The 14,376-nt window shown below is 53.3% G+C and carries 12 protein-coding genes; 10 read left to right on the top strand and 2 right to left on the bottom strand.

Annotated elements, in window-relative coordinates; genetic code table 11:
• Nucleotides 1-59 precede the first annotated feature (59 nt).
• Nucleotides 60-1,100 carry a bifunctional UDP-4-keto-pentose/UDP-xylose synthase gene (locus tag IEW12_RS25435; protein ID WP_188568956.1) on the bottom strand — a complete coding sequence of 347 codons (1,041 nt, stop codon included), beginning with the start codon at nucleotides 1,098-1,100 and terminating at the stop codon, nucleotides 60-62.
• 20 nt (nucleotides 1,101-1,120) lie between these two features.
• Entirely contained in the window at nucleotides 1,121-2,110 is a 990-nt protein-coding gene (locus IEW12_RS25430) for an NAD-dependent epimerase/dehydratase family protein (RefSeq protein ID WP_188568955.1), read from the bottom strand.
• Nucleotides 2,111-2,742: 632 nt separating this feature from the next.
• Between IEW12_RS25430 and IEW12_RS25425 the strand changes: the two genes are divergently transcribed.
• From IEW12_RS25425 to IEW12_RS25380, 10 genes are all read left to right on the top strand, one after another.
• Complete coding sequence (locus IEW12_RS25425; RefSeq protein WP_188568954.1) at nucleotides 2,743-3,945, top strand: glycosyltransferase family 4 protein; 1,203 nt, start codon at nucleotides 2,743-2,745, stop codon at nucleotides 3,943-3,945.
• Nucleotides 3,942-5,099: a glycosyltransferase family 4 protein gene (locus IEW12_RS25420; RefSeq protein WP_188568953.1), complete on the top strand. Its 1,158-nt coding sequence runs from the start codon at nucleotides 3,942-3,944 to the stop codon at nucleotides 5,097-5,099. The genes IEW12_RS25425 and IEW12_RS25420 overlap by 4 nt, the downstream gene beginning before the upstream one ends.
• Complete coding sequence (locus IEW12_RS25415; protein ID WP_188568952.1) at nucleotides 5,092-6,408, top strand: putative O-glycosylation ligase, exosortase A system-associated; 1,317 nt, start codon at nucleotides 5,092-5,094, stop codon at nucleotides 6,406-6,408. Before IEW12_RS25420 ends, IEW12_RS25415 begins: the two co-directional genes overlap by 8 nt.
• Nucleotides 6,405-7,385: a polysaccharide deacetylase family protein gene (locus IEW12_RS25410; RefSeq protein ID WP_229751353.1), complete on the top strand. Its 981-nt coding sequence runs from the start codon at nucleotides 6,405-6,407 to the stop codon at nucleotides 7,383-7,385. Before IEW12_RS25415 ends, IEW12_RS25410 begins: the two co-directional genes overlap by 4 nt.
• A gap of 22 nt (nucleotides 7,386-7,407) precedes the next feature.
• Nucleotides 7,408-8,571, top strand: coding sequence for a polysaccharide deacetylase family protein (locus IEW12_RS25405; RefSeq protein WP_188568951.1), 1,164 nt, complete (start codon nucleotides 7,408-7,410; stop codon nucleotides 8,569-8,571).
• Nucleotides 8,572-8,574: 3 nt separating this feature from the next.
• Nucleotides 8,575-9,609: a GNAT family N-acetyltransferase gene (locus tag IEW12_RS25400; RefSeq protein WP_188568950.1), complete on the top strand. Its 1,035-nt coding sequence runs from the start codon at nucleotides 8,575-8,577 to the stop codon at nucleotides 9,607-9,609.
• Between the two features lie 4 nt (nucleotides 9,610-9,613).
• Nucleotides 9,614-10,576 (top strand): glycosyltransferase family 2 protein, encoded by a 963-nt coding sequence (locus tag IEW12_RS25395; protein WP_188568949.1) that lies wholly within the window; start codon nucleotides 9,614-9,616, stop codon nucleotides 10,574-10,576.
• A 157-nt stretch (nucleotides 10,577-10,733) separates the two neighbouring features.
• Nucleotides 10,734-12,347, top strand: coding sequence for an ArnT family glycosyltransferase (locus IEW12_RS25390; RefSeq protein ID WP_229751352.1), 1,614 nt, complete (start codon nucleotides 10,734-10,736; stop codon nucleotides 12,345-12,347).
• Between the two features lie 82 nt (nucleotides 12,348-12,429).
• Nucleotides 12,430-13,860, top strand: a complete 1,431-nt coding sequence (locus IEW12_RS25385) for a UbiA family prenyltransferase (RefSeq protein ID WP_188568948.1) — start codon at nucleotides 12,430-12,432, stop codon at nucleotides 13,858-13,860.
• 68 nt (nucleotides 13,861-13,928) lie between these two features.
• Nucleotides 13,929-14,303 carry a DMT family transporter gene (locus IEW12_RS25380; RefSeq protein WP_188568947.1) on the top strand — a complete coding sequence of 125 codons (375 nt, stop codon included), beginning with the start codon at nucleotides 13,929-13,931 and terminating at the stop codon, nucleotides 14,301-14,303.
• Nucleotides 14,304-14,376: the final 73 nt, after the last annotated feature.

The raw sequence follows: 14,376 nt of genomic DNA, 5'->3' as shown, positions 1-14,376 counted from the left end.
AACAAAAAGGCCCGGATGAATCCAGTTCATCCGGGCCTTTTCTTATTTTCTTACTGCAATCAGTTATTCAACTGTTCTGCGTCAGACAGCTTGTCTTTGTATGAATCAAAGATTTTAACCAGGGCATCGCGCATCGAGTATTGAGGCGCCCAGCCCAGTTCGGACTTGGTGCTGTCGATCTTGGGAACGCGGTTCTGCACGTCCTGGTACCCCTTGCCGTAGTAACCCTGCGCGGTCACATCCACCAGTTTCACCAGCTTGGCTGTTTCGCGGTATTCAGGATATTCCGCTGCCAGTTCCAGCATCATGCCAGCCAATTCCTTGATGGAATAATTGTTGACCGGGTTACCGATGTTGTAAATCTTGCCTGTGGCAACGCCGTCTTTATTGGCGATGATGCGCACCAGTGCGTCAATACCGTCATCCACGTAAGTGAAGGAACGCTTCTGCACGCCGCCGTCTACCAGTTGGATGTTTTCGCCGCGAACGATATGGCCCAGGAACTGGGTCAGTACGCGGGAAGAACCTTCTTTTGGCGTATGGATGGAATCCAGGCCGGCACCGATCCAGTTGAAAGGACGGAACAGCGTGAAGTTCAGGCCTTCCATGCCATAGCCCCAGATCACGCGATCCATCAGCTGCTTGGAGCAGGCATAGATCCAGCGGGATTTGTTGATAGGACCATAGACCAGGTCAGAAGATTCCGGATCGAATTCCGCATCGGAACTCATGCCATACACTTCGGAAGTGGATGGGAAGATCAGGTGCTTGCCGTATTTGGCTGCAGAACGAACGAAAGGCAGGTTGGCCTCGAAATCCAGTTCAAATACGCGCAAAGGCTGTTGCACATAAGTAGACGGTGTAGCGATCGCAACCAATGGCAAAATAACATCACATTTACGGATATGGTATTCGATCCATTCCTTATTGATCGTGATGTCGCCTTCGAAGAAGTGCATGCGCGGATGGTCCAGCAAGTCCTTCAAGCGATCATTTTGCATGTCCATGCCATACACTTCCCAGTCGGTCGTTTCCAGGATGCGCTTGGACAGATGGTGACCGATGAAGCCATTGACACCAAGAATAAGAATTTTTTTCATGTTATTTAACCATTAACGGGCTAGGATGCTGACCAAGCATTATACCAATCTTTGAAGCGAATCAAGCCAGTCTCCAATGGCGTGGTCGGAGCAAAGTCTACCCAGGCCCTCAATTTGGCCGTATCCGCATAGGTGGTAGGCACATCGCCGGGCTGCATAGGCAATTGATTGATATTGGCTTTGACACCCAACACTCTTTCCAAAGTGTTAATAAAATCAACCACTTTCACCGGCTGATGATTGCCGATGTTGAATACCGTGTGCGGCGGACTGGACTCGGTTGCCGGCGTCGGCTTGAACAGCAGGCGCACTACGCCCTCAACAATATCGTCAATGTAAGTGAAATCGCGGCGTAGTTGCCCTTCAGCAAAAACCGGTATGGTTTCACCCTTCAGCATCTTTTGCGTAAAGCTGAAATAGGCCATATCCGGCCGGCCCCAGGGGCCATACACAGTAAAGAAGCGCAGGCCGGTCGCCGGCAGCTTGTACAGGTGGCTGTAGGAGTAAGCCATCAGTTCGTTGGCCTTCTTGGTGGCTGCATACAGCGACACCGGTTCGTCCGTCTGGTCATCCTCGCTAAACGGGATCTTGGCATTGGCGCCATACACGCTGCTACTGCTGGCGTATAGCAGGTGTTCTATCTTATGCCGCTGGCTGGCTTCCAGCATATTGCCGAAGGCAACCAGGTTGGCCTGGATATACACGCCAGGATTGGTCAGCGAATACCTGACCCCTGCCTGTGCGGCCAGATGCACCACCAGATCGGGCTGCACCTTATCAAACAAGGCATTCACCTGGGCTGTATCTGCCAGTTCTACAGTCAGGCACTCCACCCCTGCGGGCGTCAGTATCGCATTGACGCGATCGGTCTTCAGCTTGGGCGTGTAGTAATCGTTGAAATTGTCGCAGCCAACCACTTGATGGCCCATGCCGGCCAAACGCGCGGCGACAAAACTGCCGACAAATCCCGCTGCCCCTGTAACCAGAATTTTTTTATTACCAGACGTCATTGGCTTAAGCCCTTATCAAATCAAGCTATACAGCTTGGGATAGTCCCCAGCTAAGCATCGCAATGCCAGGCTCGGGACCAAATTACTCGCACAGGACATGGGTACTGGGCCTGGCTTTACCTCGCACCAGCAAACCAGGCATAGGAAAAGCTTGCGGACAAGCATCGAAAAAACCTTCGCCTTGCATTATGCATGTCATCCATAGGCAAAAGCGGCCCCGCTTTTGTCAAATTTGGAAAAACAACGTTGCAAATCGGAAAAGACCGAATGGAAGCCGAGTCATGCGAGGCATAATTGTGCTGACTCACTATATGCGCGGTGAAAACCCGTAAAACAGCACGCCAGGGCAGACGATCTTCTCGTCATGCACTTGCCGCGAGGCTGGGAATTTTGGATTTTCTCATCACAAAATTGCCGCTCGGAAATCAAATAAATACAGGATGTTCACAATAGACCAGTGCAAAATTATACTTTCCATTTTGCTATCGGTAAATATCCAAAAAAATATTAAATAACAAGGACATAGAAGTGATTCCAAAACGTAACAGCTCTGTTAGTATCCACAGTTCTAAGCAAAATGGCACTTCTTATGCTGCTTGCGCTTCAGGCAGGTCTCACCATGTTATGAAAAGATGAAGCTACTCACATTCAGTACCCTGTTTCCTAATGCAGAACAAGCTAATCATGGCATCTTTGTAGAGACCAGGCTGCGCTACCTGATTGCCAGCGGCCAGGTGGAGTCGCGTGTGGTTGCACCCGTGCCCTGGTTCCCATCGACGAACCCGCGCTATGGCCACTACGCCAGCTTTGCCAGGGTGCCTGCAGAAGAAACCAGGCATGGCATCCGCGTCCAGCATCCCCGCTACCCTTTGCTACCTAAAGTAGGCATGCAGGTCGCGCCTTTCCTGATGGCCAATGCCGTCAAGAAGACCATAGGCCGCATCATCGATGAAGGTTTTGATTTTGACGTGCTGGATGCGCATTACTTCTATCCGGATGGCGTGGCGGCGGTCATGCTGGGCAAGCACTTCAACAAGCCGGTAGTGATTACCGCGCGCGGCACCGATATCAACCTGATTCCGCAACACCGGCTGCCACGCAAGATGATCCTGTGGGCAGCGCAAAATGCCAAGGGCATCATCACCGTGTGCAATGCCTTGAAAGAGGAAATGGTCAGCCTGGGCGTCACCGCGGACAGCATCACGCCGCTGCGCAATGGCGTGGACCTGCAGCGCTTCCAGCCTATGGACAGGGCAAGTGCCAGGCAAACGCTGGGGCTGGAGCACTTCACTTTATTGTCGGTAGGCCTGCTGGACCCGCGCAAAGGGCATGACCTGATCATCCAGGCCATGCCTTCATTGCAGGGCGTGCGGCTGCTGATCGCCGGCACCGGCCCGGACCGCAAGAAACTGGAAGACCTGGCGCTACAGCTCGGCGTTGCCGACCGTGTCAAATTCCTGGGCTCAGTGCCGCAAACCGAATTGAAGACTTATTACAATGGCGCCGATGCGCTGGTGCTGGCATCCAGCCGCGAAGGCTGGGCCAATGTCTTGCTGGAATCCATGGCCTGCGGCACGCCTGTGGTCGCCAGCAATGTCTGGGGCACGCCGGAAGTGGTCGCCTCGCCGGAAGCCGGCATATTGATGGAACAACGTACTCCCGGCGCACTGGTAGATGCAGTCAACGCACTGCGCGCCACATATCCCGAGCATGCGGCTACGCGGCGCTATGCAGAAAAATTCAGCTGGGACGACACCACACAAGGACAACTGCAATTGTTTCAGAATATTTTGAACAGCAATGGACAAAGGCTGCACGGGGTAAGCGCCAAGTGAAGATACTCTACCACCATCGCACCCGCTCCAAAGACGGACAGTCGGTTCATATCGACGAAATGATCGCAGCCCTGCGCGAACTGGGGCACGAAGTCATCGTGGTCGCCCCCGCCGGCGCGGAGCAGACCTCTTTTGGTTCCGACGGCAAATTTGTGCCATGGCTGAAACGCCATGTTCCCAAGTTCTGTTATGAGCTGATGGAATTTGCCTATAGCCTGATCGCCTATCGCGACCTGGTCAAGGCAGTCAAACTGCATAAACCTGACTGCCTGTATGAACGCTATAACCTGTTCCTTCCGGCCGGCATCTGGCTCAAGCGCAAATACCGCCTGCCGATGCTGCTGGAAATCAATTCTCCGATTTTTGAAGAGCGCTCGCGCTACGACGGCCTGTCGCTGCAGCGCCTGGCGCGCTGGTCGCAAGCTTACACCTGGAAAGCCGCCGATTTTGTACTGCCGGTCACGCAGGTGATGGCAGAGATCGTACAGTCGTACGGCGTGCCGGCCGAGCGCATGATGGTCATTCATAACGGCATCAATACCAAAGAATTTGAAAATGTCGCAGACAACACTTCAGTCAAGACTTCGCTGGGGTTAACCGACAAACTGGTGCTGGGCTTTACTGGCTTTGTGCGCGACTGGCATGGACTGGACAAGGTCATCGACATGATCGCCAAGGACCCCGCCGATTCAGCCAGGCACCTGATGGTGGTCGGCGACGGCCCCGCGCGCCAGGCACTGGAGCAGCAAGCCAGGGACCTGAACGTCGCTAGCCGCGTCAGCTTCACCGGCATTGTCGGCCGTGAAAAAATCCCGCAGTATGTGGCCGCCTTTGATATCGCGCTGCAACCTGCCGTGGTCGCCTACGCATCACCGCTGAAGTTGTTTGAATACCTGGCACTGGGCAAAGCCATCGTCGCGCCAGCCCAGCCGAATATCCGCGAACTGCTCAGCGATGAGCACAATGCCGTACTGTTCGACCCGGCGCAGGCCGACGGCTTGCCGCTGGCCATAGACCGCCTCTGTTCAGATTCGACGCTGCGCAGCCATGTCAGCAAAAATGCGTCGGCCACCATCGCCGACAAACAGCTGACCTGGAAAGCCAACGCCGAACGGGTAACCGGGCTTTTTGAGAGGTTGCAGCAGCATGCGTGATATTGCGCTTTTCGTACTCATATTCAGCTTGCTGCCGTTTGTATTTACGCGCCCTTTCCTGGGCGTGCTCATGTTCATCTGGGTCAGCTTGATGAACCCCCACCGGCTTACCTACGGTGCTGCTTACGATTTTCCATTTGCAGCGCTGATAGTCGTGATCACCTTAATCAGCCTGCTCGCTTCCAAACAACCGAAAAAATTTCCCGTGACCCCGGCGGTAGTGGTCTTGTTGATTTTTATTGGCTGGATGAACCTGACAACTTTTTCCGCACTGGAGCCAGTTCGCGCGTGGACCGAATGGAACCGCGTCATGAAGACGATGTTCCTGCTCATGGTCGTACTGGTATCTGTCAACACGAAAAAGGAAATTCAGGCTCTCGCCTGGACAATTGGTTTATCCATTGGATTCTGGGGCCTGAAAGGCGGCATCTTTACCTTGACCAGCGGCGGCGGCAGCAATGTGTATGGGCCGGACGGCAGCTATATTGCGGATAATAATGCACTCGCATTGGCGCTGGTAACCGCTTTGCCGATCATCTGGTATACCCAGCTCACCGTAAAATACAGAATCATACGCTACGGCCTGATGGCACTGTCCATCATTTGCCTCGTCTCAGCAGTCGGCTCCTACTCGCGCGGCGCCTTGCTCGGCGGCGGCTGCATGCTGATTTTCTTATGGTTAAAAAGCCGGCAAAAAATTCGCACCGGCCTGATCCTGTTGCTGATCGTGCCATTGATTTACACGGTCATGCCGGATAAATGGTTTGACCGGATGAACACGATAGATGACTACAAGCAGGATGCCTCGGCCCAGGGCCGCATCAATGCATGGGGTTTCGCTGTTAATGTTGCCGAAAATAATCTGATGGGCGGTGGCTATGATTGCTTCACGCACAAAATGTTCGCTGTCTACGCGCCGAATCCTTATGACCAGCATGCAGCGCATAGTATTTATTTCCAGGTACTAGGTGAGCACGGCTTTGTCGGCCTGGGCTTGTTTTTACTGTTCATCTGGATGGCCTGGCGCTCCGGCACAAAAATCATCAAGCATTGCAAAGGAAGGGACGACCTGAAATGGGCATCCGACCTCGCCGCAATGTGTCAGGTCAGTATCATCGGTTATGCCATCGGCGGAGCCTTCCTGACTCTCGCCTACTACGATTTGTTCTATGACGTGGTAGGCCTATTGATCTTGCTGGAAAAAGTATTACTATCCAATAAACTTGAGCCGCGAGAACCGGAGGCCGCAAGCCTGGAACTCAATCCGGCTGCCAGCCAATCGCAGCTTAATACTCCTGATCGCGCATGACTACCTCATTCATCGATAGCCTGACCTCGCGCATGGTGCGGGTCATCGGCAATAGAATCGCTCCTCATGGCAAGGGGCAGGGACGTTTGTGCATACTGAACTACCACCGCATTCTTGAGCACGCAGACCCTATGCTCGACGAAGATCCGGATGTAGACATGTTTCGCTGGCAAATGCAGGCATTGGCAAGTTCATTCAATGTAATGCCCCTGTACGATGCCATGCTTGCCTTGAAAAACGATCGCATGCCGCCAAGGGCAGTCGCCATTACCTTTGATGACGGCTATCGCTCTACCCACGATCTGGCCCTGCCTATACTGAAAGAATTCGGCCTGACTGCCACCGTATTTGTAACGACAGGTTACATGGATGGCAACAACATGTGGAATGATAGGATACTGGAGGCTGTGCGCCGTTTACCTGAAGGTACACTGGATCTGCACGACCTCGGTCTGGGTCTGCATCCTGTCTCTACCGTCGCTGAGCGAAAACAGACGGCAGACAAGCTGATCGATATCGCCAAGTACCTTGCCACGGAAAAAAGACTGGAGCTGTCGTTGAAGCTGGAAAGCCTGATAGGAAACCATCGCAGTGAAGACCTGATGCTGACTCGCCAAATGGTACATACCCTGGCTGAACAGGGTATAGAGGTTGGCGGTCACACCATTACGCATCCTATCCTGACCCGTCTGGACGATCAGCGCGCCCGGGATGAGATTGCCGGGTGCAAGGAGCAACTGGAAGCAATCATAGGGAAACCGGTAAGACTGTTTGCCTATCCGAACGGCAAAGTCGGCATGGATTTCGATGAGCGCCATGTGCAGATGGCAAAGGCGGCAGGTTACAGCGCAGCCTTTACGACAGCCATGGGCTCGGTCAAGCCGCAAATGGACATGCATCAGATTCCCCGCAGCCGCCCCTGGGACAATACGCCCCTGTTCTTCAAGCTTCGCCTGTTGCGCTGGCTGGCAATCTGAAAGCCGAAACATGTGGCCTCTCATGAACATTCACACTTCCAATTTATCCGTGCCGCTAGCGGGTGAGCGCTCGTTGGATGTCGGCATCCACCCGACCAGTAGTGCCGTAAAACGCGACACGGCAGGAACAGGCCTAGGGCGGAGCCTGTCGTACAAAGTCAAAACTTTGGTGAAAGAACTTGCCTACGGTACCGGCGCACTGGATATCTATCATCGCTTCCGCAACCGGGACAATCTCACCGTCGCCATGTTTCACCGGGTGCTCCCTCGCACCGATATACGCTGGGCCGGCGCCGACCCAGAATGGACCATGAGCACGGATACCTTCTCGGCGTGCCTGCACTTTTTCAAAAAGCACTATCAGCTCATAACTCTGGAACAGCTTGCAGCAGCCTGCGCGGCAAACTCGTCTTTACCTGCCCGCAGCCTGCTGATCACTTTTGACGACGGCTGGGCAGATACTGCGGAATACGCGCAGCCCATCCTGGATGAACTGGGTCTGTCTGCTCTGGTATTTGTTGCCGGCTGCGTTATTAATCAGCACGCGCCATTCTGGCAAGAGAGCGTTTACCGGGTTTTGTCTGCCGGCCAAAACGGGCTGATGCAGCTACGGCAAGCAATCGCCCATTGCGGTCTTCAGGTGGAGCTGGCGCAGCCGCCCGCCTACGATGAGAAGAACATCCGTTCCATCATACAATCGCTGGAGGCTGGCGATAAACAGCAGCTCAATGAACTGGCGCGCCTGTTACAGGCGGCCTCTAATGAGCCGCCGGCGATGATGAATGCAGAACAGCTCAAGGCAATGTCGACATCCCGGCATGCCATCGGCAGCCATGGCATGACGCACCAGCCGCTTACCAAAGTGGCGAGCGCCGGCATTGAAGTCGCACAGGCAAAAACGGCGCTTTCTCATTACCTGGAAGGTGCCTCCATCGACAGTATGTCGTTTCCGCATGGCGCGTATGACGGCAATGTCGTCAAAGCATGCCTGACCGAAGGCTATCGGCATTTGTTCAGTAGCGATGCAATGCTCAACAAAATGGACGCCGCCGGAAGAGGTGGCAAGATCTGGGGCCGCATCCATATTTCTGAACGCGCGATTACCGATGTAAAGGGTCATTTTCATCCATTCATGCTGGCGACCTCGTTATTCCTCAGGCCGAGCAGCAGCTTGCATATGGACTGACTCATGAAAAATCAACTACTTTCAGCCAGCATCCTTCGCCCGCTACAGTTGGAGCAAAGTGCGATCGACGCATGGGATGCGCTATCGGCGACCCAAGCCCATCTCGCATCGCCTTTTCTCAGCGCACACTACGCACGCGCAGTCGAGCAATCCGGTATGGATGTACGCGTTTGCATACTCTATCGCGACAGCAAAATGGTTGGATTTTTTCCTTACCAGTTTGAAAGCAAACTCTCCGCACTACTTAAATCGGCAGCACCGGCGGGCGGAGGAATGAGCGACTACTTTGGGCTGGCGGCGGATGCAGGCATCAGGATCACGGCACCCGAACTGCTCAGGCTGGCGCATTTGAACCATCTCAATTTCTCGCACTTGGATGAGTCTCAACTGAACTATGGATTAACCGGAGAACGTCCACGCACCGGGCTGAGGATACGCTTCGATACCGATGCCGCCGATCGTACCCGGCTCGAGTCCATGAGCCATAAATATCTGAAAGATACCGAGCGGCGCGAAAGGCAATTGAGCCGCGACATAGGACCTGTCAGTTTTGAGTTCGATACACAGCAGGACCGATTGGAAAAGCTGCGGCGGCTGGTTGCACACAAGCGTGCTCAGTACAAAAAAACAAACGCCAAAGATGTGCTGGCCACCGCCTGGAAATTAAAATTGTTAGAAAATTTGCTCGAGAAAAATTTCGCCAGTTGCCGTGGTGTGCTGTCGCATATGACTGCCGGCGATACCTGGGTTGGCAGCCATTTTGGCGTCATGGGAAACGGTGTGCTGCAATACTGGTTCCCTGTGTATAACCCGGACTTGGCAAAATATGCGCCAGGCCGTTTGCTGCTGCACTCTATCAGTAAGGCAACGTATGCCAATCAGGTGCACATGATAGACCGTGGCGAGGGCGATACACCCAGCAAGCGCGAGATCACAAACGAAGACCATTTGTTTTACAGAGGGACCTGGTACAACAAATCAGTCTCGACTCAATTAGCACGAGGCCTCCAAAGCATACAATGGAGACTGGGAATTTAATACGATGAATAATTCCACCCACTCACTTGCCGCCGAAGGTGAAGAGAACGTCTACGAAGTCAGCGTCATCATCCCGGCCTTTAATGCGGCGCAGACCATTGCCCGCGCCATTGAATCGGTCCGTATCCAGAATATGGACGCGATGGAAATTATTGTCATCGACGACGGCAGCGCAGACGACACCTACGAAGTCGCGAAAAGCCTCGTACGGCCGACAGAAATTTTCCATGTCCTGAAGATGCCGAAGAACGGTGGCGTCTCTGCAGCAAGAAATATGGGTATCCGGCATGCGAAAGGAAAATTCCTGGCCTTTCTGGATGCCGACGACATATGGCTTCCAGGAAAATTGAAACAGCAAGTGGCAGCCATCAAGCAAGACCCTTTGATTACGCTGGTATCCTGCAATAGCAAACTGATTTCAGAAGCCGGCGAACATCTGAAAGAGGGGCATGTCAATCGCCCTCCCGTTGAAGGCGACGAAGCCTGGAAAACGCTGTTGATCTACAACTTCTTGCCAACACCGACGGTACTAACGTACCGCAAGCTGGTATTGCAGCTGGGCGGGTTTGATGAAAGCCTGGCCGTCGGCGAGGATCTGGACCTGTGGATCAGACTGGCCATGCTTGGCAAGATCAGGGTATTGAAAGACATACTGATCAATTATTATGACAGTACCGACAGCCTGATGAAGAGGCATCTGTGGCAAACCCAGACTATCGTCCAGCCCATGCTGGAAAGACACCTGGTCACGCAGTACAGCAAGTTGTCTTCCAGCGAAGTGCGCCACATTCGCGGCACGCAGTCCTTCCAGATGGGTTGTAACCTGTTTTTTGCCGGAGCCTTCCTGCCCAGCATACCGCCGTTTATAAAAGCCGCCTATTTTGGTATTCGGCCCATCAAGAGTGCGACCTATATACCGCGCGCTTTACTGATGGAAGGACTGTCCCGCTTTAAAAGGCAGCGCTAAGCCGGATGCCGGCGGGGCCCCACTCCCCGAGGCAGCATTTGTTAAGCATCTCATCCGAAAAAACCGGCATTTGTTTCATCGAAAAATTTCATCAACGATACTGTGTGAGTAATCCGTCGCAGGCATAAAGAGTGGTAGCGAGACTCAGGAGAGATTTGTGTCACGAGAAATTTATCAAAAGCTGTCCATATTGCTGGCGCTGGCAGTCGCGGTTGCTCTGCTGTTCATCGGAGCGCCGTCGCACGGTGCTTTTGACTGGAGCGATGCACCGCGCCATGCATTGAACGGGGTATTTCTGAAGGATTACTTTACCGCGGGTCATTTTCAAAATCCTACCGAATTTGCGTATAACTACTATGCGCAGTATCCGGCATTAACGATACTTTTTTATCCACCGCTTTTCTATGTCATCTCTGCACCTTTTTATGCACTGTTTGGCGCATCGCAAAATACAGCATTACTGGTAGTCGCACTGCACTATGTTGCGTTTGCCTGGGGCAGCTGGTATCTATTCAAGAATTGGCTTACTGCATGGCAGGCAGCGCTCGCCGCACTGATGCTGCTTGCGGCACCGGAAGTGGCCTTCTGGGGGCGCCAGGTCATGCTGGAAATTCCTGCCTTTGCCTTCCTGATGTGGAGCGCGGTATTTTTTGTCCGCTACCGCAAAGAGTCCAGACCGGTATTTCTCTACCTGTGCGCCGCCCTGCTTGTGCTGGCCATGTATACCAAAATTTCCACCGCTTTCCTGGGTTTGGCCTTTGCGCTGAGCCTGCTGGCAGAGAGGCGCATGCAACTATTGCGCGACCGTCATATCTGGATCGTCGCTATTGTCGCCGCGATAAGCCTGGTTCCACTGATTGTCATCACGCTGAAATTTGGGCAGGCTAATGTGCAATCCGTGACCGGCGTCGCAGACTCTGTCGCATCCCGCAAAACCCTGGCCGGCTGGCTATGGTATCTGCAACAATTTCCAGGTCAATTAGGATGGCCGCTGGCATTGACGGCAGCAATGGCGGCTATCGTCGCGCTGATACGACGCAATAGCGGTGAACTGACAAAGGGAGACCTTCTGTTCTGGTTGTCGTGGCTGTTCTGCGGCTACCTGTTTTTCTCGTTGATTGACCTGAAAGAAGCACGCCACAGCATTTTCATCCTGCCGCCGCTGGTACTGGCAGCCAGCTTATTGATCCGGAATATAGCGCCGGCGCGGCTTTCCTCTGGATTGCTGATGCTGCTGACGGCAGCACTGGTGATGCAGACCGTACTATTCAGGCCGGTTCATTATGTGCAGGGTTACGCCGCCGCGGCGGATTATATTGCAAAAAATGCGCCGCAAAAAAGCAAGGTGTTGTTTTCGGGCTACCGCGACGGCTCCTTCGTATTCAACATGCGCAGCCGTGAAGACAGGCGCGATATGTCGGTGATACGAGCGGACAAGCTGTTACTGAGCGTTTCAGTAAGACGCGAGCTGGGTGTCGCAGAAAAGGATTTGAATGAGGCGGAAATTAACGACAAAATCAATCAGCTGGGCATTCATTATCTGGTAGTACAGCCGGGATTCTGGGCCGATCTGGCAGTCATGAAAAAATTTGAGCACATGCTGGCGACCGGCAAATTTGAGGAGGTAGCACGCATCCCAACTCCTTCGAACTACGACGCGCATGAGAAGGAGCTAGTCATCTACAAGAATTTGGGCGAGGTTAACGATAAACCGTCGGCGCTGGAACTTGGACTGCCCATCATTGGCAAGACGATCAACACTGTGCGCTAAATCCCTGCTGTTGATTGTGGAAAATTCGTGATAAATTCACGCCGATATTAATTAAATTACAAGCACATCCGACTGCCGCCCAATGACGCCAGATACACACTCCCCTCCCCCTTTATTTGTCGATCTGGACGGCACGCTGATCAAAACCGACTTGCTGATGGAGAGCACTCTGCTCTTGATCAAGCAATCGCCGTGGATCGTTTTTTCCCTGCCCTTCTGGCTATTGAAAGGAAAAAGCTACTTGAAGGCGCGCATTGCCGAGCGGGTCAGCATGGAAGCAGATACTTTCCCGCTGCAAGCCGAATTCGTCGCCTTCCTGCAAGAGCAACACGCCAGTGGACGCGAACTCCACCTGGCGACAGCATCCGACATCAGGCTCGCGCAACCGGTGGCGGACAGGCTGGGCATCTTCACCAGCGTACTGGCTAGTGACGGTATCCATAATCTGCGTAGCGAAGCTAAACTGGCGGCAATCCAGAAACTCACCAATGGCGGACCTTTCGACTACGCAGGTAATGCCAAGGCCGATTTCGCGGTATGGGACAAAGCAAGGCAAGCTATCGTTGTCAATCCCGGCGCGGGGGTAGAAAGCGGAGCAAGAAAACGCACGCATGTGGCACAGGTTTTTGACGACCGCCCACCTGCCTGGCGTGTGTGGGTGAAAGAAACCAGGTTATATCAATGGATGAAAAATCTGCTTATAGGCGTGCCTCTGCTGACCGCCCATGCCTTCAATGGCGGCAGCGTGCTGGCGATCGTTAAAGCCTTTATCGCCTTCGGCCTGGTTGCCTCAGCCACTTATCTATTGAATGACTTGCTGGATCTTGCCAGCGACCGGCGGCATCCGCGTAAATGCCGTCGCCCTTTTGCTGCAGGCAACCTCGGCATTGCCAAAGGCTCTATAGGTATGGGATTGATGCTAATCGCAGGTCTGGCTACCGCCAGCTGCATCTCACCCTTGTTTCTGATGTCTTTGCTGAGCTACCTCGTCATCACCTTGTCCTACTCGCTCTATTTTAAGAGCTACGTGCTGATAGACGTGCTGCTGCTTGCCTCACTATATACAGTGCGTATCATTGCCGGTGCTATTGCCATTCAGGTGGAGGTATCATCATGGCTGCTGGCGTTTTCCATGTTTACTTTCCTGAGTCTCGCGCTGGTGAAAAGATCATCGGAGCTGGTCGCCATGGAAAAGCTATCGCGCGCGGGGGCCAAAGGCCGCGATTATCAGCTCGGAGACAACCAGATCATCAGTAGTATGGGCACTGCCGCCGGCTATCTCGCAGTTCTGGTACTGGCCTTGTATGTAGACAATCCCGCAATACAGCATCAATACCAGCACCCGCGCAGGCTATGGCTGCTCTGCCCGCTGATGCTCTACTGGGTATCCCGCTTATGGATCAAAACCACGCGCGGAGAAATGGATGACGACCCTCTGGTCTTCAGCCTGAAGGATAAGGGAAGCTGGTGGATTTTCAGCGGCATGATCGCGGTAACGCTGGCCTCTATTTAGCTATCTCCGGTTAGCCTGACCGACATGCCGGACCCAAATGAGCAATTAAGCCCGAAAGAAAGAAAAAAATGAGCCCTACCATTATTGCCCTGATCCTGCTGTCGGTATCAATGTCTGCAGTCGCGCAAATAGTATTAAAAATGGGCATGTCCGGTACGGCGATGAAAAGCGCAATGGCACTGGGGGGCATTCATGCAGCAAAAGCCATCGCAATGAATCCCTATGTGTGGCTGGGTTTGTGCATTTACGGGCTGGGCACCATATTGTGGCTGGGCGTGCTGTCCAAAATCGATGTCAGTCAGGCCTACCCCTTTGTCGGACTGGGATTTCTGCTAACGATGGCCTTCGGTGTGTTTCTATTAGGCGAACCCCTCAGCATCGGCAGGATCACCGGCACCCTGCTGGTACTATGTGGAGTACTGCTGGTAGCCAGGTCAAATTAAACCGGGACAGCAACAGAGAGTAACCGCGATTGACTTGAAATTCACCGTATATTAGTATTTTTGACACTTCAAA

This window comes from Parundibacterium terreum, assembly GCF_014636315.1.
In the GTDB taxonomy this organism is placed as follows: Bacteria; Pseudomonadota; Gammaproteobacteria; order Burkholderiales; family Burkholderiaceae_D; genus Undibacterium; species Undibacterium terreum.
This window is presented reverse-complemented; position numbering and strand designations above follow the sequence as displayed.